Below are 20389 nucleotides of genomic sequence, written 5' to 3'. Positions count from 1 at the left end.
GGGGTTCCCCCGCTTAAAGGAACTGCCGTCTGATGCCTGCGGCGGGCTGCGCCAACGGAGGAAACCTCCGCTCAGACTTTGCGCTTTGTCATTTGTCATTGAAAAAGAAGAGGCAGGAGGCAGGAGGCAGAAGTTCTTTAATTTTGAATTTTGAATTTTGAATTTTGAATTGATTTGTCCCCCTTGTCTCCCCTGCTCCCCTGCTTCCCTGCTCCCCTACTTCCCCTGCTCCCTCTGCTCTCTCATCTAAGAATTTGCCGCCCATGCGATCAGTGCTTGGGTTAAACCATCTAAAGTATATTCTTGGGCTTCTATATCCACACGTCCGAATAAATCATGGCAAGTTTTGGAGGTTTGGGGACCGATAGAGGCAATACAAACTCCATCTAAGAATTGGCTAGCATCAGAGTTGTTGGAAAATATATTATTAGTAAGTTGACAGAAAAATTGTACAGTTTTAGAACTGGCAAAGGTGATCGCATCTACCTTGCGGTTTTGGAGAGCTAACTTTGCCGCAGGCGGAATACTACTAGGACAACAAGATTGATATGCCGCAACTTCTATCACTTTTGCTCCCTTGAGAGTTAATTCTTTAACTAAAACTTCTCTGCCGCCGCTTTCAACTCTGGGAAATAACACCTTTTTACCATCTAATTTATCTGGGAAATTTTCCACTAAAGAATCGGCAACAAAGTTGGGGGGAATAAAATCTGCTTGCAGAGAGCGTTGTTTGAGACTTTGGGCTGTTTTATCACCAACGACGGCAATTTTGATGCCAGCTAAGGCACGGCTATCTTTACCTTGGGTAGTTAGCCTTTCAAAAAAGTAGTCTATGCCATTGGTAGAAGTGAGAATTAACCAGTCAAAGTCAGATAAATCAGCGATCGCACGATCCAAAGCTTCCCAACTGGAGGGCGGGCCGATTTCTAAGGTAGGCATTTCGATAACTGTTGCACCTGATGCAATGAGGCGATCGCTAAATTGACTCGATTGGCCAACTGAACGTGTTACCAAGATCATTTTACCAGTAAGGGGAGATAGGGGAAAATTGTTTGACATAGCAGGGGGGCTATAAGTTTTGGCTGAAGTCGAATCCTGACAATCTATTTTCTCAGGTTGTAAGTACTTGCGTAGCCCAACAACTTCCCCAATCACAATTACCGCTGGGGAAAGGGGTAATTTGGCAGTTTGTTCCAGAATATTGCCCAGTTGCGCTGTCCAAATTTGTTGATCAAGAGTTCCTGCCCAACGGATGATGGCAATGGGTGTTAAGTGCGATCGCCCATGCCGCAATAGTTGATCTACAATCTCTGGTAGATGTTGCCCTCCCATCAAAATTACCAGTGTCTCTAAGCGTGAGAGTGCCTCCCAGGCTAGAACCTCTGGTTCATGAGCTGTAAGCACTGCAAAAGTGCGGCTTAACACCGGATCTGTTAAGGGAATTCCTGCCAATAAAGGTGCTGCAAGGGCTGAGGAAATTCCTGGTACTAGTTCAAAATCACAACCGGATGCTTTTAACGCTTCAATTTCGGAAGTGCAACGCCCAAAAATCAACGGATCGCCTGATTTGAGGCGTATAACTTGTTTTCCTTGCAGACAGTGCTTTACCAGTAACTTGTTAATCTGTGCTTGGCTTGTACTGGGTTTGCCACCGCGTTTACCGACATCTAACTTTAGGCAATCATCTGGTACGTACTGCAATAATTGAGCATCTACTAAAGCATCGTAGACTAACACTTGAGCAGTAGCTAAGAGATTGTAAGCTTTTACTGTCAGGTATGCCGCATCTCCAGGGCCAGCACCTACGAGGTAGACTTTACCCCTTTGTTTTGTCATTTGTCCTCTCTTACAAAGTTGAGGCAGTCTGTTGGCGGGGTTCCCCCGCTTAAAGGAACTGCCGTCTGATGCCTGCGGCGGGCTGCGCCAACGGAGGAAACCTCCGCTCAGACTTTGCGCTTTGTCATTTGTCATTGAAAAAGAAGAGGCAGGAGGCAGGAGGCAGAAGTTCTTTAATTTTGAATTTTGAATTTTGAATTTTGAATTTTGAATTGATTTGTCCCCCTTGTCCTCTACTTCCCTGCTTCTTTCACCATGCCCTATGTCCCATACCCCATATTCAATTCGTTTGGCTATTAATTTTTTGGATTAGCTGATCGACTTGCTCAACCATCTCCTTGTTTTTCTCAGCTTGGAATAATTCTCTGGCTTTTTTGAGATTTACGATCGCTTCTTTTGGCTGTTGTTGTCTTCCCAAAGTGATTCCCAAATTATAGTAAGTGAATGCATCGTTGGGGACGAGGCTAATGGCTTTTTTGTAATGTGCGATCGCTTCTTGAGGTTTACCTTGATCGTCCATCGCATTTCCCAAACCTGTGTAAGCTTGTGCGTGTTTGGGATCGAGGCGAATCGCTTCGGTATAGCCAGCGATTGCTTCTGTTAGCTTGCCTTGAGCGTAAAAAGCACTTGCTAGATTATAGTGAGCGTCTGCATAGTTGGGAGCGAAGCTGATGGCTTTTTTGTAATGTGCGACCGCTTCTTCTAGTTTGCCTTGAGCGTATAGAGTATTTCCCAAGGCATTATAACCTGCTGGATTTTTCGGAGCGAGGCGAATGGCTTGGGTATAGTTGGCGACTGCTTCTGCTGGCTTTCCTTGAGCGTACAAGGCGTTTCCTAAGTAATAGTGAGCGTCTGCATAGTTAGGATCGAAGCTAATGGATTTTTTATACTGGGTAACTGCCTCTGCTAGCTTACCTCGATCATACAGAACATTTCCTAAACGGGTATAAGTCGGCGCATAGTCTGGTTTGAGGCGAATAGCTGCTGTATATTCGGTAACTGCTTCTGTGAGCTTGCCTTGAGCGTAGAGAGCATTTCCTAAGTTATAGTGAGCTTCAGCATACTTGGGTTCAAGGCTGATGGCTTTCTGATATTGTGCGATCGCAGGTTCTAACTGATTTAGTCTTGCTAAAGTCAAACCCAGATTAAAGTATGCTCCAGAGTCTTGAGGAGCGAGACTAATGGCTTTATTGTATTGGGCGATCGCTTCTTGTGGTTTACCTTGATCGTCGAGAGTATTTCCTAAGGCAATATAAGCTTGTGCAAAATTGGGTTCTAGTTCAATTGCCTTCCGAAAAGCTGCCTCTGCTCCTTTTAAATCTCCCTGTTTATAGAGATTGCTTCCTTGCTCGAAGTTAGCAACTGCGTTTTTGTTTCGAATAACTGCGTACTGAGTATTTTGAATTTTTGCTAAAATAATGCCAACATCTTTACCAAAAGCAGTATTCCCATTACTCAAACACAAGCAGATAATAGCTGCTACCAGTAGATTCTTATTTTTCAGCATTTTTATTACCTTACCTGCTTGGTTTATATATAATATCAAGTTCGGCTAATTGCGATCGTTAAAATACCCCATCCCAGCCTTTCCTTACTCTTAAAGAAGCAAAAGCGTCGCTTTGGCGGGGTTCTAGCAAGAATTATAAGTGATTAAGCTAACTTGATACAAGTGTACTTTTATATATAGGAATTTGGTTTGATTCCTGAATTTACTTGCGTGGAGAGGGAATCAGAGAACAGGGTACAGGGTACAGAAAAAAAGGGATAGATACGTACTGAGTCTTGTTCAAAAATCAAATAGGAATCCTATAATTGCCTATTTGTATACAAAAGTTCTCACCCTAAATTCCTCTCCCAAGCTTGGGAGAGGGATTCATATAAGAAGTTTAATAGATGGTGCTTTATTAAAAGTAAAAAGTTGTTTTTAGGTAATTGCTGACACTTTTGTTTCCATAAGTTTAACAATGGCTGCAATTAATTTTTCTGAGTTAAGAGGTTTGGATAAATGCATCTGAAACCCAGCTTTCAGGGCTTTTTCGTGGTCATAGTTTCTTGCAAAGGCAGTCAAGGCAATTGCTGGAATTTGTCCACCTTGTTCTGGTGTCCGAGTTCTCACTTCATGTATTAACATATAGCCATCCATATCGGGCATACTAATATCGCTGACTAACACATCTGGCTTGACCTCTGCTAAGGTTTGTAATGCTTCATCAGCAGAAGATACCGTCATCACAAAAGCCCCATCTTGCTCTAATACAAAAGCAACAAAATCTCGTGAATCAGTATCATCATCAACAACTAAAACCCGGATACCATTCAAAGGTAAGGAGTTAATAGCTAAGAATGCAGCGTAATTTTGTTTATCCGTCAGCCTTGGACTTTCATCTGTCAGAAGCGGTAAGCTAACAGTAAATATAGCCCCTTTACCCTCACCGTGGCTATCTGCTTTGACAATGCCGCCATGCATTTCGATGATATTACGCACAATTGCCAATCCCAATCCTAATCCACCAAAATTTCTCGTAGAGGTGCTGTCTGCTTGGCGAAAGTAATCAAACACGAATGGCAAAAAGTCAGCGCTAATTCCCTTACCCGTATCGCTAACGATGATTTGAGCATAGTCATCAGTTTCCTGGAGTCGCACTTCTACCTTTCCTCCCTTGGGTGTAAATTTGATTGCGTTAGAAAGGAGATTCCAGACGACTTGCTGCAAACGAGTCGAGTCGCCCATGATTTGCCTTACATCCGGTTCAAATACTGTATTCACCTCAATCAATTTTGTTTCTGCTGCTAATTGCATTGTCTGTAGTGCCGACAATACCGTAGACTTTAGATTAATCTTCGTAATATTCAGCGTCAGTTTACCTTGTAAAATTCTGGAAATATCCAGTAAATCCTCAATGAGTTGAACTTGTAAGGTAGCATTCCGCTCGATTGTGGCTAGTGCTTCAGATGTCTTTGTTTCGTCTAACCTGCGGATTTGCAACAACTTTGACCAACCGAGAATTGCGTTGAGTGGAGTGCGTAGTTCGTGTGAGAGGATGGCTAAAAATTCATCTTTAATTCGATTGGCTGTTTCTGCTTTTGCTCGTGCTACTTGTTCTAATTCCAGCAGGTGCGCTCGTTCTTCAAGTATTTGTTTTTGTTCGTGGATATCTGTACAGGTTCCAAACCACTTGACTACAAAACCTTGCTCATCTTTGAGTGGTAAACCTCGTGCTAGCTGCCAACGATAGGAACCATCAGCAGCTCGTTTAAAGCGATATTCATTGTTATATATAGTGCTATTTTTTACAGCATCAGACCACACTTTGTCAGCTCTTTGAACATCATCTGGATGCAATGCAGTCAACCAACCAGAACCCAAAGATTGCTCTAATGTTAGCCCTGTGTATTCGCACCAATTTTGATTAAAAAAATCACATTCCCCGTTAGGCTTCGTTGTCCAGACAAGTTGAGGAATTGCCTCAGCCAAGTAACGGTAGCGTTCTTCACTTTGTCGGAGAATTTCTAAAATACGTTGGCGTTCAAGGATTTCTTGTTGTAATTGCTCGTTAGTTTTGGTAATTTCATTAGTGCGAACAGCAACCATTTCTTCGAGATGATTCTGGTATTTTCGCAGTTCTTCCTCTATCCATAAGCGTTCGGATATTTGTGTTTGAAGTTGTTGATTTGCTTGTTCTAATTGAGTAGGGCTAGGAAGTGCCAGTGCTTGGGGAACTAAAGGTATAAGCTCTACAGCTGTAATTACAGAGATTGTAGCAGTTACTGCTTTAAGAAATCCCGACATCCAATAGGTTGGATGCCAAAGTGTCCAAATCTCCATTAAATGAGTGGTGCCGCAAGCTACGATAAATCCACTAAACAGCAAAAAAATCCAATCAAAAGGCAAATCTTGTCGCTTGCGGACAAAGTAGAAGAGTGTAGCTGGAATCGAGTAATAAGCTAGTGCAATGAATGCGTCAGATAATATGTGTAACCAAACTAAATTTGTTTGCCATAAATAGCAGTGTCCATGTGGAATAAATGATTCTGATGTCAAAAAGTTAGTCCACAATTTTGATATTATATTTGACATAAATACTTCATTGTTTAATTTATAAAATCCACTATTAAATCTCTGTTTTTGCTTAAGACTATTCTATTACCTAAGGAAATTACAATATGTCTTTACAAACAAAAAGGCTGTTAGTATCATCGCTGTTTGGCAAAAATAAATCATTGAAAACTCCCAATATTTTCTCTTTTCAAGTCTAAATCAATTAATGAAGAGTGCTGAGTTGAAAGTGCTGAGCAAAGCCGGAGACTCCGAAGCTCCGGTCTGAGTGGAAGAAGTGATAAGCAAAAAAAGTTGTGAGTTAAAAAATAAAACCTATCGCTAAATACTCTCTACTCTCTTTCTTCCACTCTCCACTCGTTTCTTCTTACTCAGCACTCAGCACTGAGTTGGTTAATTGTAACTATAGAGCTTGTTACGCATCCGATTGCAATTATAATGGCTATAAATAGAGCGGTCAAACTTGCGGAAGTTGCGGATATAATTCTGGTGTACACTAGTAAGTTAACAAAGAAAAACCATTCCCATCATTATGGTGAGAATAGCAAAAAAATTAGGAGACACAACAGGAAAATTTAATCTCTGCAATTCTCATTAAAGTTAAGATTCGCTTGACTTAGCACTCATTTTATCTAACAGTTGAGTGATTTTTTTAGCTTTTTCAGGTTGGCGCTGTTTTTGTAATAAATCTTTAGCTTGTAGCAGGTTATTTTTAGCTTCTTCTTCTCGCTCTTGCTGCATGAGGATATTCGCCAAACGCAAGTAAGCATCAGGATTTTTTGGACTGCGGCGAATTACTTCTTGAAATAATTCTGTTGCTTCCTCTACTTGTCCTTGTTGGTTTAAAACATCTCCCAAAAACAAGCGTACTACATCATTTGTAGAGTTGATGGAAATCACTTTGCGAAAAGCTGCTTCTGCACCTTGGTAATCTTTTGCTTCGGCAAGATTGATGCCTTTTTGAAACAAGTTTGAGGTGATCAAAGTTTTCCAAGCGAAATAGCCAAGGACTGACAAACTCAGAACAACTACAACAGCAGCGATAATCGAACTAGTGGGAAAGGTTTCTAGCATTGTCTAAGCCAAAAGACAGGCGATAGGAAAAATCAGATATTCGATAAAAAAGAGTTTCCAGATAAATTGGTAGAATTGAGCGATCGCACTTTTATCTTGTAAGTCTACCCTCAAACTCCGCAACCACAGCCAAGTTAACAGGCCCAAATGAGTAACTACCAGGAATATGGCGTTAACTGAGGCGACGTGTAGCACCCCAACCAGAATTATTCCCAGATAGCAGGCTGTTATTACCCAAAGAGACAAATTGAACACAGCTTGGGGCCCAAGTTTGATGGTGAAAGTAGTAATATTGTAGAGGCGATCGCCTTCCATATCGGGGATATCTTTAAAGATAGCGATCGCAAAGGTAAACACTAAAATAAATAATGTCAACACCCACACCACAGGCGGAATTGTTTGGCTTTGTCGTAACGCCCAACTGTAATGCAGATATAGCCCTAAGTTAACAATCGTACCACGCACCGAAAAAATACACAGCGCCGCCCAAACGGGAAACTGTTTTAAGCGAATTGGCGGTAAAGAATAAGCAGTACCAATAGCCAAGCTAATTGCTACCATACCCAATAAGAACGGGCCAGTTAGCCACGCCACAACCAGCGCCAAAATCCCAGTAGAAGCGACAATTAATTGCCCAGTTTGCTGGGAAAACTCCCCAGACGCTAAGGGTAAATGAGGCTTATTAATCTTGTCAATTTCCACATCTTCTAATTGATTCAACCCCACAATGTAGACATTGCCACACAGACAACCAATCCATGCACCGAACACAGAGAATAGGGAATACGTAGAGATATGATTCATCGCGTCTGTAGAGATATGATTCATCGCGTCTCTACTTGTGGCAATGGCAATTAAATATAAACCCAAAACACTCAGACTTGTACCAATAATTGTGTGAGGGCGAGAGAATTTCCAGAAAGCGTATAACCACTGGAAATATGATTGAACAGGTTTGCCTGGTAAAGGGCTGTTTTGAGAACTTTGGCTCATGAGTAGCTTAGATACAGTATTCTGGCTGGTTGTTAATCATTGTCACAGAATACTCACCGAATTAACTCTCATTTTCTAGGATGACATAGAAGCCAACTAGGCGCATCCAGTAAAAGATTAATAGATGGTTAACCTTTATATGATGTTTACTAGCACTAATTATTATCAATGTTGTTTTGCGATTAGTTGTGGAGGAGCGCTTATTGAAAAGATTAAGTAGTATATATCAAGGAAAGTCGCCCTTCTAGGGCGAGGCTTGTATCCCAAATTTTAGGTCAAATCAGAGATGGATGCTAGAGAGACTAACTCGATGATGCTTGCGCGAGGGCAAGTCCGCGCTCGCGCTTGGGAAGACGCTTTTCGCCTTTCTCGTGAACCGCTGCTTTCTAGCACATCTGTTGGTTGGCAAGACATTCATCTGGAATATCACTGCCAGCCTCCTAGTGAAGTGCCAGAGCATCTTGATGCTGAACACGAAATTTACATCCCTCACTTTCAGTGCGATCAAGCTATGCAGTGGACAATTGACGGATGCTATCAGCAAAAGCAGATAGGTAAAGGCGAGATTGCCATTATCCCAGCCCATGTCTCTCACAGCTTGTCCTGGGATTTTGACGCCGAATGTACCATAATCTCCCTCGCTCCTAGCTTTGTGAGCCGCATTGCCTACGAATCGCACGAGCCAGTTACGGTCGAGCTGATACCAATTTTTGCCCAACTAGATCCATTAATCTGTCAAGTTGGGGCAGCACTGAAATCAGTGTTAGAAACTGATAGCGTTTACAGCCGCTTATCTGCTGATTCTGCCGCGACCCTTCTTGCAGCACACCTTCTACAGCACTATTCGGTCAGGAAAGGCTCGATTCGCACTCATAACGGTGGACTGCCAAACTACAAACTACGCCGAGCGCTTACCTACATTCAGGAGCATCTAGACGAGAACTTGAGCCTGAGCGTAATTGCCGCCGAGGTCAGCATGAGCCAATACCACTTCTCACGCTTATTTAAGCAATCGATGGGAATTTCAGTTCACCAGTATGTGATTCAATGCCGGGTAGAGTGTGCTAAACAATTGCTGTTAAAGCATGAGTTAAGCGTTACTGATGTCGCTTTCCGAGTCGGGTTTGCCAATCCTAGTCATCTAAGCCATCACTTCAAGCGCATCGTTGGTGTCACTCCCAAAACGTTTCTCAACCAGTAGCAAGAATCTGTTGAAGCCAGCAAGAATCTAGGCGACATTTTCTCGTCAAACTTTTTATAGTCGAGGCGATGCCCTTAACCCGATAGGAGACCATCATGACGACAATGACCAGCACGCCCCTGGCGTCCCTGCTCGATCAACTGTTTGCGGAGGCAGACGAGGCGTCGGCGACAACCAACGCAGCCGTGAGTGACATTCCCGCCGAGGAGCTGGCGCGACTTAAGGCCAGCAAGACCGAGTACCTCGACTTCTATGGCCGCTTGAGGGACGCTCCGCTCGCTGTTTCTCGCGAGACGGGCACGCTCCTCTATATGCTCGCGCGGGGTGCGAAGGCGCGAAACATTGTGGAGTTCGGGACCTCGTTCGGGATTTCGACGCTCCACCTCGCTGCGGCGCTCCGTGACAATGGCGGCGGCAGGCTCATCACCACAGAGTTCGAGTCCTCAAAGGTCGCCCGCGCTCGCGAGAACCTGATTGCTGGCGGTCTCATTGACCTCGTAGAAATCCGGGAGGGCGACGCGTTGCAGACGCTGAAGGCGGGCCTCCCTGAGACAATCGACCTCCTACTTCTGGACGGCGCCAAGGCCCTTTATCCCGAAGTTCTTGCGCTGCTGGAGGATCGGCTGCGCCCTGGCGCCTTCGTTGTGGCAGACGATGCAGACGTGAGTCCTGACTACTTGGCGCGAGTGCGTTCGACCGAGCAGGGGTATCTCTCGACGCCGTTTGGCGGCGATGTCGAAGTCTCGATGCGCCTGATCTGAGTTCTCCAGCTTCTTGCGCACACCTTCACGCGACAAGACCTAAATAGCCGTCTGAAGAACGTCCTCCACGAGTAGCATCAATGGCGCCCATTTGGGCTGCTTACGTGAGGAAGTCAAAAGTTTGAGCGACGCACGGGGCACTCCCGGAAACGCGACTAGTGAATGCGACAAATTCGTCGTATTTCTCGAACGAAGTAAATGGCGTGCCAGCCTCGATTAGGTTGAGTTCGTCCAGAGATTTAGCTGTTAATCAAGAGGCGATAATAAACATGTCTGAAACGAATACTGCCGACCGGATACTGACGGTGTTCATGCTGGTCAAGACAACCCCGGAGTGGCTTGCCTTTCCTATTGAGGAGCGAGTCAGGTTTGGTCGTGACTGCCTGCAGCCGCTCCTTGACGAGTTCCACAACAGGGTTCGCCTGAAGTGGTATGACGTCGAATTCTACTCTGCACGGATCACTGACGTCTTGATGATAGAGACCGGGGATCATCAGAGCTATCAGCTTTTCTGCGAGAAGCTCCGTGAGACGCCTTTCTGGGATCGCTACTTCAAAATCGAGGAGATTCTTCTCGGCGAGGAGAACGCTTGGGCGAAGAACTACCAAATCGACCCGTTTCGATCCTGATTTCTGCTGTCAATGCTGGTCAGGCAGCCCTGACACGCAATCCGATATTCATTAGACCTCTTGCAAAAGTCCCCTAAACCCCACCCCCAGCCCCTCCCCGCCTGCGGGGAGGGGAGACTTTGACGTAAGTCAAAGGCGGTGTGGGGTTCTTATTTTGGATTTATGCAAGAAGTCTATTCTAAACCTTGGTTTGAAAGATTTAATCGAAGAAACCTCTAAATATCGTCAATAATAAAACTTGGTTCGCGTAAGATTTACGCGAACCAATTCTCCTTTTCTATATCCTGTGAAAAGTCAGCTTGCGCCAACTAAAATCAAGAATGCGATTAATTTTATACAGTAAACCCGGCTGTCATTTATGTGAAGGCTTGCAAGAAAAGCTAGAACAAATCCAAAATCTCAGTTTTGAGTTGGAAATTAGGGATATTACGACTCGTGAAGATTGGTTTGCTGCCTATGAGTATGAAGTGCCGGTGCTTTATTTATCGAACCGCAGAGGCGCAGAGGGCGCAAAGGGAAGTGAGAAACCATTGCCGCGTCCTTCTCCTCGTGCTAGTGTGCAGCAGTTGGAGCAAATGTTGCGTAAATATTTAGCCAATTAGAAAAAAATAATGCAGAATAAGCGCAAGATCGAGAATGTGACGAGGTTCACAAAATGAAATTGCGGGAATTACTAACAGCGGTAGACAGTGTTGAGCAATTGCCTAGTTATCCAACTTTGGAAGATGTGGAAATTAGGGGTTTAAAGACGAATTCCCATGCTTGTCGTGTGGGAGATTTATTTATTGGGATGCCAGGAACACGGGTTGATGGTGGGGAATTTTGGCAAAGTGCGATCGCATCGGGGGCGGTAGCTGCGATCGTTTCTCCCGAAGCTGCACAAAAAAATCCTCCCACAAATCAGGCTGTGGTGATTAGTGCAAGTAACATCACTCAAGCTTGTGCCCAGATAGCCAGTGCTTTTTACGGTTATCCAGGGCGAAAACTCAAGTTGGTAGGCGTAACTGGTACAAATGGCAAAACTACAACTACTCATCTAATTGAATTTCTGCTAGGGCAAGCTAATTTAGCTACAGCTTTGATGGGAACTCTCTACACTCGTTGGGCAGGTTTTGAGCAAACTGCTGCCCACACTACCCCTTTTGCAGTGGAACTGCAACAGCAGTTAGCAGAGGCGGTAAAGGCTGGGAGTGAATTTGGGGTGATGGAAGTCAGTTCTCACGCTTTGTCCCAAGGTAGAGTATTGGGTTGTGAATTTGAGGTGGCGGTATTTAGTAATCTTACTCAAGACCATCTCGACTATCACAGCGATATGGAAGATTACTTTGCTGCCAAAGCGTTATTGTTTAGTCCTAATTATCTTAAGGGACGGGCAATAATTAATGCTGATGATTCTTACGGGAAACGGTTAATTGCGTCGTTGGATTCCCAACGGGTTTGGAGTTACAGCGTCAACGACAACAGCGCTGATTTATGGATGAGCGATTTAAGTTACCAGCCAAATGGTGTTAGTGGGACATTACATACACCAAAAGGTGACGTGGCTTTTCGATCGCCCCTAGTCGGACAATATAATTTAGAAAATCTTTTAGCAGCCGTAGGAGCAGTTTTGCACTTAGGGCTAGATTTGCAGTTAGTGGCATCTGTGATACCTGAATTTCCCGGAGTTCCCGGACGGATGGAACGGGTACAGATTAGTACTGAGCAAGATATTAGCGTGATTGTGGATTATGCCCACACGCCCGATAGCTTGGAAAATTTATTGAAAGCTGCGCGTCCGTTTATACCTGGTAAAGTGATTTGTGTATTTGGTTGTGGAGGCGATCGCGATCGCACTAAGCGCCCAAAAATGGGTAAAATCGCTGGTGAGTTAGCTGATGTGGCTGTGGTGACATCAGATAATCCCCGAACTGAAGATCCAGAAAGGATTTTGCAAGATATTTTGGCGGGAATAGCTGACACAGTGCAGCCAACAGTAATTTGCGATCGGGCGATCGCAATTCGTACCGCTATTTTACAAGCACAACCCGGTGATGGAGTATTGCTTGCTGGTAAAGGTCACGAAGACTACCAAATTCTCGGCACCGAAAAAATCCATTTTGACGACCGAGAACACGCACGTGACGCTTTACACGAAAGACTTAACGTACAAGCTTAATTTGGGCATTGGGCATGGGGCAGAAGTTCTTTAATTTTGAATTTTGAATTGATTTCTCCCCTGCCTCTTTACTCTCCCTCTAGGTAGAGTTTTTTATAGTTATATTAATTGAAAAAAGAATGCGACAGATACATACGGACATACCTTTGTTCTGTCTGGCTTTCTTAATGCGTGAATTTTGAACGCGTGAATTTTGAATTGGTATTAATGTTTCTTTCCGTGGTGATTTTGTAAAAAATGCACACATAAAGGTGAGAATCGAAGACAGAATTATTTATTGCTTCATCCAAGTTGTGCTTGACTCATGAATGTTTCTCTGGCTAAGGATCTATCTGTTTATCAACTGGTTATGGGAGTGCAAGCGCCTCCTAAACCATTGTCCCTCAGTCCTGCTACTCTGCTATCACTGGTGAGAGCGCAAATTGACTTACTCATTGAGCAGCAAATTGCAGCCACTCTCTGGGTGAAGCTACCACCAGATAAAATTTGGCAATCAGAATTAACGCGTTATCAATCCTCGGTAGGTGCGTCTAGTCTCATTTATACTTGCCAGATTGAAGAGAGGGAAAGAACCGGAGCAGGGGAAGCAGGGGAAGCAGGAGAGGAAAATTTTACTTTGTCTTCCTCATCTCCAGATTATGTCCCCGTTCACCTACCACCAGATAGCCAAATGCGACGGGAAAACTTTCTGATGGTGTTATCACCCCAGTTTTGCAGTTTGATTTTGGCTCATCGACCACTTAAAAAACGCAAAAATCAGACATTAGGGAAGGTAAATATTAATAAAAACCAGCCGTTGCTGATTATAACTACTGTTGAGGGGAGAGTAATTCAGCAAGTATTAAATGGTATCCAACAAGCGATTGCACCAGAATCATCCTCAATTTTACCTGCTAGTTTTATTTGTCCAACCGTGCCCCAAGCCGTACTGATGAATCAACTGTTGGCAAAACAACTCCTCCGACAAGATGAAATTAATCGTCAAATCATCACAGTACGCACTAATAAGTTAGAGCAGCAAAATCAAGAACTGCACAACAAAGAGCAACTCAAAAATGAATACCTGAAAAATGTCTGTCAGGAACTGCGTATACCCTTGACGCACATGAAAACAGCACTTTCATTATTAAATTCCCCTAATCTTAAACCTCCACAACGACAACGTTATTTACAGATGTTAAATACCCAGTGCGATCGGCAAAACTCTCTGATTACTGGTTTCTTGGAACTGGTGCAACTAGAACAGAATTTGGAGGGGACGACTTTGGAGTTGGTGCGTCTCTCAGATATAGTACCTGGAGTAGTTAGTACCTACCAACCTCTAGCCCAAGAAAAAGGAATCATGCTAGCCTACACCGTACCGACTGAACTCCCATCTGTTTGGTGCGTGAGTGGTAAGCTGAGGCAAATTGTGATTAATCTGTTGCACAACAGCCTTAAGTTTACCCCTAATGGAGGTCAAGTATGGGTGCGTGCCCGTAATCAAGGTGATTATGTCCAATTAGAATTCCGCGACACAGGTATCGGTATTACCGAAAACGAAATTCCCAAAATCTTTGATCGGTTTTATCGTGTGCGTACAGCAGCAACCGAAGATTATGGTGGTGCTGGGTTGGGGTTAACGATAGTACAGCAATTGCTGCTGCGCTGTGGTGGATCTGTTTCTGTAAAAAGTAAATTATCTGAAGGTTCTACCTTTACAGTGCAACTGGCAACTGTTGGCAATATCCCAAGAGCGATCGCTACAGAAAATGAGTTATGAATTATGAGTTATAAGTGATGAGTTATAAATTTATAACTCATCACTCATAACTTATAACTTCTACAGTTATGGTACATTCAAGGGTTTAAGACCCCTGCGTCTACACGTAGCATATTTTGAAGTCGGGGTTTAAATCCCCGACTCAAAATGTCTTGAATTTTGAATTTTGAATTTTGAATTTTGAATTTTGAATTGGTATTACCCTTGTGCTTGGGCTTTTTTGAGTTTGTCCATAATGCCAAGAAGAGGGACAAAGCCTACTCCCCGTGCTGAAGCAACGGCAAGACTCGGCGATCGTGGCCACCACCTCAAACCTTGCCTTTGTCCCGCGCGCTGATTTTCCGACCTACTGCGCGAGCAAAGCCTTTCTACACTCGTGGCTGCATGTACATTCGCAGATTAAATGTCGGTGCTCGCAAATTAATGTCGAATTTAGCACTATACTGTCGTTTGTATGCAAATAACGCTTTTGAGCGATTCTTGATGCTATTAGCAAATTGATGTCGCCCAAAAGCACATTTATTGCCCAATAAAATATTCATTGTTAGGCAGGCGCTCCTTTCAACCCTCCTGTCAAACTTTAAAATTAGAAGTTTTAAAAACGAACAAAGCTCACTAAATTATTACTCACTTTTAATTAAGGAGCTTTGTTAAATCCTGAATAAATTATTTTTAGTACGGGAATGTTTTCAACCCATCCCTAGCTGGGATAGTTCTTGAAACCTTGAGCGATCGCTCGTGTAATTCCCTATACGATCCTTTCAACCCACCCCTAGAGCGTGTTTTCTTGCCTCGTTGTATCCGAAAAAAGAGGCGATCGCAGACAGGGTAGGTTAATCAACCGAAAAGACTAAAGTAGCGAACAGTGGGAAAGGTTAAAACCATTACGACCACAACAAAAACCCAGAACAGGAAAACCCAATAAAGACCAGACGCTCGTTCCTCACTAACGCTTCGCTATCGCACAGTCATCAATGGAATTCTATGGATTCTCACAACAGGAGCACCGTGGCCAGACTTACCAGAGTGTTATCACCCGTGGGCAAGTGTAGCAACAAGATTTTATCGATGGCAAAAAGCTGGAATTTGGTGGTTATAGTTTGAAAACACGCCCTAGTCGCTAATCCTCAGTCCCCAGTCCCAACAATGGGAAGAAGTGCCCTACAGGGCCTTGTCCTTCGCCAATATTTAGAGCGTAAGTGAGCGCGGTAGTCACATATTCCTTTGCCTGTTGCACTGCCTGCCACAAATCTTTTCCTTTAGCTAGATTAGCAGCGATCGCAGCCGATAGTGTACAACCAGTACCGTGGGTATTTTTTGTCTCTACTTGTTGGCAAGTCAAAACTTTCAACTTATCCCCATCAAACCAGATATCAACACCACGCAAATCTCCCTGCATACCTCCGCCTTTGACTAAAACAACCTTCGTCTTTAAAGTCTTGTGAATAATTTCAGCAGCGGCTTGCATATCCTCTAAAGAATTAATTTGTAAACCGCTCAAAATTTGGGCTTCATAGCGATTGGGCGTAATCATAACCGCTTTGGGAATCAGGGCATGGCACAGAGTCTTTATAGCATCATCATCAATCAATTGTGCTCCTGTGCGTGACACCATTACTGGATCGACTACTAAATTATTGATTTGTAAAGCTTCCACTTGCTGGGCAACAGCAAAGATAATTTCCTGATTGAGCAACATTCCCGTTTTGGCAGCTTGTACACCAATATCCTCAAGTACTGCCTGAATTTGCGCCACAACAGCCTCTGTTGGCATAGCATCAACCCTCTTCACTCCTAGAGTGTTTTGTGCCGTGACGCAGGTTATAGCACTAGTACCGTGGACACAGTGAAAAGCAAAGGTACGTAAATCAGCTTGAATTCCTGCACCGCCGCCGCTATCTGAACCAGCAATGGTTAAAGCAACAGGTATTCTGGAGTTTATTTCAGTGTTCATATTATTAAGTAAGTTAGTGTCATCAAACCAAACTATCTCAAAGATTGATGAACTAGGCTAAAATCCTCTTCCCTCTTGCCTGATTTCAACGACTGACTCCACTAGTACCGCAAGACGGAATTCAAAATTCAAAATTCAAAATGAATACAGTGTAAACGTTTCATTGATTTGGAATAGGTGGTTTATTTAAGTCGTGTTGTATTAGACACTTCCATAGTTTTTTCATTTTTGTTGTAAAAAATTTTACTACATTCAGGATATTCACTGATATCAAGTGCTATTTGTAAAGGTTAGTTTTAATTAAGTTCACAACGCTCAGTTACACCGCTTAAAACAGGTTCAACTAAGTTGTTACATTAGTCCCCTTAAGTTAAAGGGTCAACCTAACTAAAGTTTCAACCAATTTAACTTTAAGTCCCCAATTATCAGCCAAGGGTGAATTTTACCATGCAGATTTGGCAACCTCCTGACCTAAAACAACGTATAAAGTCCAGAGGAATTACTATGCCAAATACGATCGTTTTATTGAAAAAGCAGATGCTAAAGCTGGTTTGCAAAGAACAGCGATGTCTATAACGGGCTACGCTTATGCAGCTGCTAAAGATGAAGACACAATTCAATTTAACTTTATCTAGTCTTGCTAAGAAGATATCTGATGACAAGTCTGGAGTAGAGCATCTACGCGTTAATCGTCCAATTACTCTCAACAAAACTCTGATGATTGACGGTATTGATATTCCTAGTTTGACCGTCAACGGTTGACAGGAGAAAAATTTTTCAGGTTTACAACAGCGTTTCTATAATCGACGCGATTTTAAGTCGCGACGGACAACTGTGACTGTCCTTAACAGTACAGATAAATGACTCATTCCAATAACTACTTAGCAACTGAAGAAAGTTGCTGAGATTGTACTACCAATTTTCCTTACACATCTTCGGAGTAAACAAATGGCTGGCAATACATATTACGTTTCTGCAACAGGCAGTGATAAAAATAATGGCTTAGACGAAGAATCCGCATTTCTCACCTTGGGTAGAGCCGTGTATGAGATGAAAGCAGGCGACACGCTCTACGTCATGAATGGAAATTATCAAATGAAAGGGGTTACGCTTTTTAATTTGAATGGCTCACCAGATAACTGGACAACAATAAAAGCTTATCCAGGGGCTACGCCCAAGATAACAACAACGGGAAGTGGCATTAATATATTCAGTTCATCCTACGTGCGGATTGAAGGACTTGATATAAAAGGCAATCGGGAAAACATTACTCTCGAATATGCCTTGCAAGAGAAGGATAACCTTAATAACCCCTTGACCAATAGTAATGGAATTGCTGTTAATGCATGGAAAAACGCCGCTGGTGTAGGTGGTACTAATCCTCATCATATTGTCATTACTGGTAACACAATCCATGACTTTCCAGGTGGAGGCATAGCATTGAGTAATTCAGACTATATAACTGTTGAGAAAAACATTGTGTCTGGAAACGCTTGGTATTCACCTTACGGCAATCAGGGAATAACCGCTCTCCATAGTTTTAATTTTAATAACAATACTACTGACTACAGAATGATTTTTCGAGACAACATTGTCTATGATAACCAAAGTTTAATTCCGTGGAAAGAAGGAGGCAATGGCAAAATCACTGAGGGACATGGGATTATGCTTGATACTACCGATACCAGCATAGATAATGTGGCCTATACAGGTAAGGCATTAATTGCAAATAACATTACTTACAACAATGGAGGTGCAGGCATTAATGTTTTCAAAGCTACCAATGCTGATGTTATCAATAACACGGCTTACAAGAATGGCCAGGTTATTACAACTTCTGGAGAGATTGGTGTTACTTACTCGGAAAATGTACGTGTCTACAACAACATTTTGTATGCAAGCGACAATCAAAATGCTAACAGAATTAAGTATGACACAAATGTAATTTTTGATCGCAATCTTGTTTATAACTCGAACGTATTCCAAGCTTCAGATAATTTAAACGCTACAGGGTTACAAAATCTTTTGGGTCAAGATCCTCAATTTGTTGATGCAGACAATGGGAATTTTGCACTCAAACCTGGAAGTGTTGCGATTGATGGTGGTTCCAATGCCTTCAATAGCATCACTAAGAGGACTCCTCAAGATGGTGATGGTAATGGCAGTACAGTCATTGATATTGGTGCATATGAAGCTCCCCGCAACCCTACCAAAACCCCAGAAATTCAAGTTCTCAATGGCAATGTTGACATTATAGATGGCAACACCGCTATTAACTTTGGTGAGACTCTTGTTGGTGAACCCTTGACTAAAACCTTTACCATCAAGAACACCGGTATAGCTGTACTCAAGCTGAGTAATCTCAAACTTCCCGACGGATTTAGTTTGGTTGGAACTCTTCCAACGAGCCTGGCTGTTAATGCTTCTACCACCATATCGGTGGCACTCAACCCCACTACACCCGGCTTTTATAGTGGCAGCCTCAGTTTAAACAACAACGATATTAATGAAAACCCCTTTGACTTTGCCATTAGTGGCACAGTTACTACTCCGGAAATTCAAGTTCTCAATGGCACTGATGACATTACAGATGGCAACACCACCGCCATTAACTTTGGTGAAACGACTGTTGGTGACTCCTTGACCAAAACCTTTACTATCAAGAACACCGGTACAGGTCCACTCAAGCTGAGTAATCTTAACCTTCCAGACGGATTTAGTTTGGTCGGAACTCTTCCAACGAGCGTGGCTGCCAATGCTTCTACTACCATATCGGTGGCACTCAACCCCACTACATCCGGTACTTATAGTGGCAACTTCAGTTTAAAAAACAACGATATTGATGAAAGCTCCTTTGACTTTGCCATTAGTGGCACAGTCAGACCCGCTCCTGCCCCGGGAATTAAAGTTCTCAATGGTACTAACTCCAATGACACCTTTGTTATCCGACGAGGCGATGGCAATTACAGCATCACTGACTTTGGTGGTGTAGGTACTGGCTCAAATCCTCCGGCTGCCGTGATTGCCAAGATAGACACCTTACAATTTATTGGGACTGAATTGACTGCAAGAAATCTGCAATTGACTCAAAATGGCAACAATTTAGAAGTCACCTTTGGAAATGTGGCTAATACCAAAGTCACTCTGCAAAACTTTAAGTTAGAAAACCTAGACAACTTAGCCGCATCGACAACAAGACCTGCCATCGGCAATATCATCTTTGACGGAGAAGACAGTGTTACCAAAAGCTTTGATGTGATTAATGCCAACTCCACTCCAACGTATATTTCTACAGCAAACGCTGTCACTTTCCTCAATGACTTGGACAATAACATCAGCGGTTTTTACAGTTCCAACGATGTGATTAATGGTCAAGGGGGTGATGATACCATCAATGGCAGCGGTGGAGACGACCTGCTGCGGGGCGGTACTGGCAACGATCTTCTGATTGGAGGACAGGGCAACGATACTCTTGTGGGTGGTACAGGTGCTGACTCTTTCCTCTACGACACCAATTCTATCTTTGATAGCGCTGTTGTAGGTATTGATACTATTGCTGACTTCAATCGCTCTCAAGGTGATAAGATTATCCTTGATAAAACTACCTTTAGTGCTATTACTTCTGATGTGGGAACGGGTTTTAGTAACGCCAGTGATTTTCAAATCACCAGTTCAGGGGCACTTAGCAATGCTGTAATTGTCTACGACCGTATGACTGGGCAGTTATTTTATAATCAAAATGGTAGCGCTGCTGGTTTCGGCAGTGGTGGTCAATTTGCACAACTTACTGGTGCGCCCTCTCTTACTGCCTCTGACTTCATCATTCAAGCATAGCTGGGTCGGGTCAACTGAGTGGAAGTGTAATCCAAACATGAATCGAGTTTTAAGACGGCTTTCAATTAGATAGACCACACCCATAGGGATGCAACATTTGGTGAAAAAGAATGTAGAGATGTAGCACGGC

General features: G+C 43.2%; 14 protein-coding genes and 2 pseudogenes. 10 read left to right on the top strand and 6 right to left on the bottom strand.

What is annotated here, in order from left to right; translation table 11 throughout:
- Positions 1-246 precede the first annotated feature (246 nt).
- The 5 genes from cobA to V7K56_RS11415 all read right to left on the bottom strand — a co-directional run bounded on the left by cobA (position 247) and on the right by V7K56_RS11415 (position 7960).
- Positions 247-1836, bottom strand: coding sequence for a uroporphyrinogen-III C-methyltransferase (gene cobA / locus V7K56_RS11435; protein ID WP_334910470.1), 1590 nt, complete (start codon positions 1834-1836; stop codon positions 247-249).
- 280 nt (positions 1837-2116) lie between these two features.
- Positions 2117-3343 (bottom strand): tetratricopeptide repeat protein, encoded by a 1227-nt coding sequence (locus V7K56_RS11430; protein ID WP_334910468.1) that lies wholly within the window; start codon positions 3341-3343, stop codon positions 2117-2119.
- 417 nt (positions 3344-3760) lie between these two features.
- Positions 3761-5914: a hybrid sensor histidine kinase/response regulator gene (locus V7K56_RS11425; RefSeq protein ID WP_334910466.1), complete on the bottom strand. Its 2154-nt coding sequence runs from the start codon at positions 5912-5914 to the stop codon at positions 3761-3763.
- A gap of 579 nt (positions 5915-6493) precedes the next feature.
- Positions 6494-6967 carry a tetratricopeptide repeat protein gene (locus V7K56_RS11420; protein ID WP_334910464.1) on the bottom strand — a complete coding sequence of 158 codons (474 nt, stop codon included), beginning with the start codon at positions 6965-6967 and terminating at the stop codon, positions 6494-6496.
- Between the two features lie 3 nt (positions 6968-6970).
- Positions 6971-7960 carry a homogentisate phytyltransferase gene (locus V7K56_RS11415; RefSeq protein WP_334910462.1) on the bottom strand — a complete coding sequence of 330 codons (990 nt, stop codon included), beginning with the start codon at positions 7958-7960 and terminating at the stop codon, positions 6971-6973.
- Between the two features lie 310 nt (positions 7961-8270).
- Here V7K56_RS11415 and V7K56_RS11410 point away from each other — a divergent pair, with 310 nt between their 5' ends.
- The 8 genes and pseudogenes from V7K56_RS11410 to V7K56_RS11380 all read left to right on the top strand — a co-directional run.
- A complete protein-coding gene (locus tag V7K56_RS11410) occupies positions 8271-9161 on the top strand; it encodes an AraC family transcriptional regulator (RefSeq protein WP_334910460.1) in 891 nt (296 codons plus the stop codon).
- Between the two features lie 95 nt (positions 9162-9256).
- The gene (locus tag V7K56_RS11405) at positions 9257-9922 is read left to right on the top strand and encodes an O-methyltransferase (RefSeq protein ID WP_334910458.1); all 666 of its coding nucleotides are present in this window, start codon (positions 9257-9259) and stop codon (positions 9920-9922) included.
- A 269-nt stretch (positions 9923-10191) separates the two neighbouring features.
- Positions 10192-10551 (top strand): darcynin family protein, encoded by a 360-nt coding sequence (locus V7K56_RS11400; RefSeq protein WP_334910456.1) that lies wholly within the window; start codon positions 10192-10194, stop codon positions 10549-10551.
- A gap of 320 nt (positions 10552-10871) precedes the next feature.
- Positions 10872-11153: a glutaredoxin family protein gene (locus tag V7K56_RS11395; RefSeq protein ID WP_334910454.1), complete on the top strand. Its 282-nt coding sequence runs from the start codon at positions 10872-10874 to the stop codon at positions 11151-11153.
- A 53-nt stretch (positions 11154-11206) separates the two neighbouring features.
- Positions 11207-12709 (top strand): UDP-N-acetylmuramoyl-L-alanyl-D-glutamate--2,6-diaminopimelate ligase, encoded by a 1503-nt coding sequence (locus V7K56_RS11390; protein ID WP_334910452.1) that lies wholly within the window; start codon positions 11207-11209, stop codon positions 12707-12709.
- A 304-nt stretch (positions 12710-13013) separates the two neighbouring features.
- Positions 13014-14471: a DICT sensory domain-containing protein gene (locus tag V7K56_RS11385; RefSeq protein ID WP_334910450.1), complete on the top strand. Its 1458-nt coding sequence runs from the start codon at positions 13014-13016 to the stop codon at positions 14469-14471.
- 263 nt (positions 14472-14734) lie between these two features.
- A pseudogene (locus V7K56_RS37050) lies at positions 14735-14935 on the top strand (hypothetical protein); the annotation flags it as partial.
- Positions 14936-15334: 399 nt separating this feature from the next.
- Positions 15335-15561, top strand: a pseudogene (locus V7K56_RS11380) (transposase); the annotation flags it as partial.
- Between the two features lie 30 nt (positions 15562-15591).
- Here the strand turns inward: V7K56_RS11380 and thiD are convergent.
- Positions 15592-16425 carry a bifunctional hydroxymethylpyrimidine kinase/phosphomethylpyrimidine kinase gene (gene thiD, locus V7K56_RS11375; protein WP_334910448.1) on the bottom strand — a complete coding sequence of 278 codons (834 nt, stop codon included), beginning with the start codon at positions 16423-16425 and terminating at the stop codon, positions 15592-15594.
- Positions 16426-17028: 603 nt separating this feature from the next.
- Here thiD and V7K56_RS11370 point away from each other — a divergent pair.
- Together V7K56_RS11370 and V7K56_RS11365 are read left to right on the top strand one after the other, a co-directional pair.
- On the top strand, positions 17029-17187 hold the full coding sequence (locus tag V7K56_RS11370; protein ID WP_334910446.1) for a hypothetical protein: 159 nt from the start codon (positions 17029-17031) through the stop codon (positions 17185-17187).
- Between the two features lie 186 nt (positions 17188-17373).
- A complete protein-coding gene (locus V7K56_RS11365; RefSeq protein ID WP_334910444.1) occupies positions 17374-20259 on the top strand; it encodes a choice-of-anchor D domain-containing protein in 2886 nt (961 codons plus the stop codon).
- Positions 20260-20389: the final 130 nt, after the last annotated feature.

Origin of the sequence: Nostoc sp. (genome assembly GCF_036917535.1) — a bacterium.
Lineage (GTDB): Bacteria > Cyanobacteriota > Cyanobacteriia > Cyanobacteriales > Nostocaceae > Nostoc.
Note: the sequence above shows the minus strand (reverse complement) of the source record. Positions and strands in the feature narration are given on the sequence as shown.

What these genes read in the sequence shown, in the direction of transcription:
- V7K56_RS11425 (WP_334910466.1), bottom strand. Translation starts at nt 5,914, where the DNA reads ATGTCAAATATAATATCAAAATTGTGGACTAACTTTTTGACATCAGAA.
- thiD (WP_334910448.1), bottom strand. Translation starts at nt 16,425, where the DNA reads ATGAACACTGAAATAAACTCCAGAATACCTGTTGCTTTAACCATTGCT.
- cobA (WP_334910470.1), bottom strand. Translation starts at nt 1,836, where the DNA reads ATGACAAAACAAAGGGGTAAAGTCTACCTCGTAGGTGCTGGCCCTGGA.
- V7K56_RS11430 (WP_334910468.1), bottom strand. Translation starts at nt 3,343, where the DNA reads ATGCTGAAAAATAAGAATCTACTGGTAGCAGCTATTATCTGCTTGTGT.
- V7K56_RS11395 (WP_334910454.1), top strand. Translation starts at nt 10,872, where the DNA reads ATGCGATTAATTTTATACAGTAAACCCGGCTGTCATTTATGTGAAGGC.
- V7K56_RS11390 (WP_334910452.1), top strand. Translation starts at nt 11,207, where the DNA reads ATGAAATTGCGGGAATTACTAACAGCGGTAGACAGTGTTGAGCAATTG.
- V7K56_RS11405 (WP_334910458.1), top strand. Translation starts at nt 9,257, where the DNA reads ATGACGACAATGACCAGCACGCCCCTGGCGTCCCTGCTCGATCAACTG.
- V7K56_RS11365 (WP_334910444.1), top strand. Translation starts at nt 17,374, where the DNA reads ATGGCTGGCAATACATATTACGTTTCTGCAACAGGCAGTGATAAAAAT.
- V7K56_RS11370 (WP_334910446.1), top strand. Translation starts at nt 17,029, where the DNA reads ATGAAGACACAATTCAATTTAACTTTATCTAGTCTTGCTAAGAAGATA.
- V7K56_RS11410 (WP_334910460.1), top strand. Translation starts at nt 8,271, where the DNA reads ATGATGCTTGCGCGAGGGCAAGTCCGCGCTCGCGCTTGGGAAGACGCT.
- V7K56_RS11415 (WP_334910462.1), bottom strand. Translation starts at nt 7,960, where the DNA reads ATGAGCCAAAGTTCTCAAAACAGCCCTTTACCAGGCAAACCTGTTCAA.
- V7K56_RS11400 (WP_334910456.1), top strand. Translation starts at nt 10,192, where the DNA reads ATGTCTGAAACGAATACTGCCGACCGGATACTGACGGTGTTCATGCTG.
- V7K56_RS11420 (WP_334910464.1), bottom strand. Translation starts at nt 6,967, where the DNA reads ATGCTAGAAACCTTTCCCACTAGTTCGATTATCGCTGCTGTTGTAGTT.
- V7K56_RS11385 (WP_334910450.1), top strand. Translation starts at nt 13,014, where the DNA reads ATGAATGTTTCTCTGGCTAAGGATCTATCTGTTTATCAACTGGTTATG.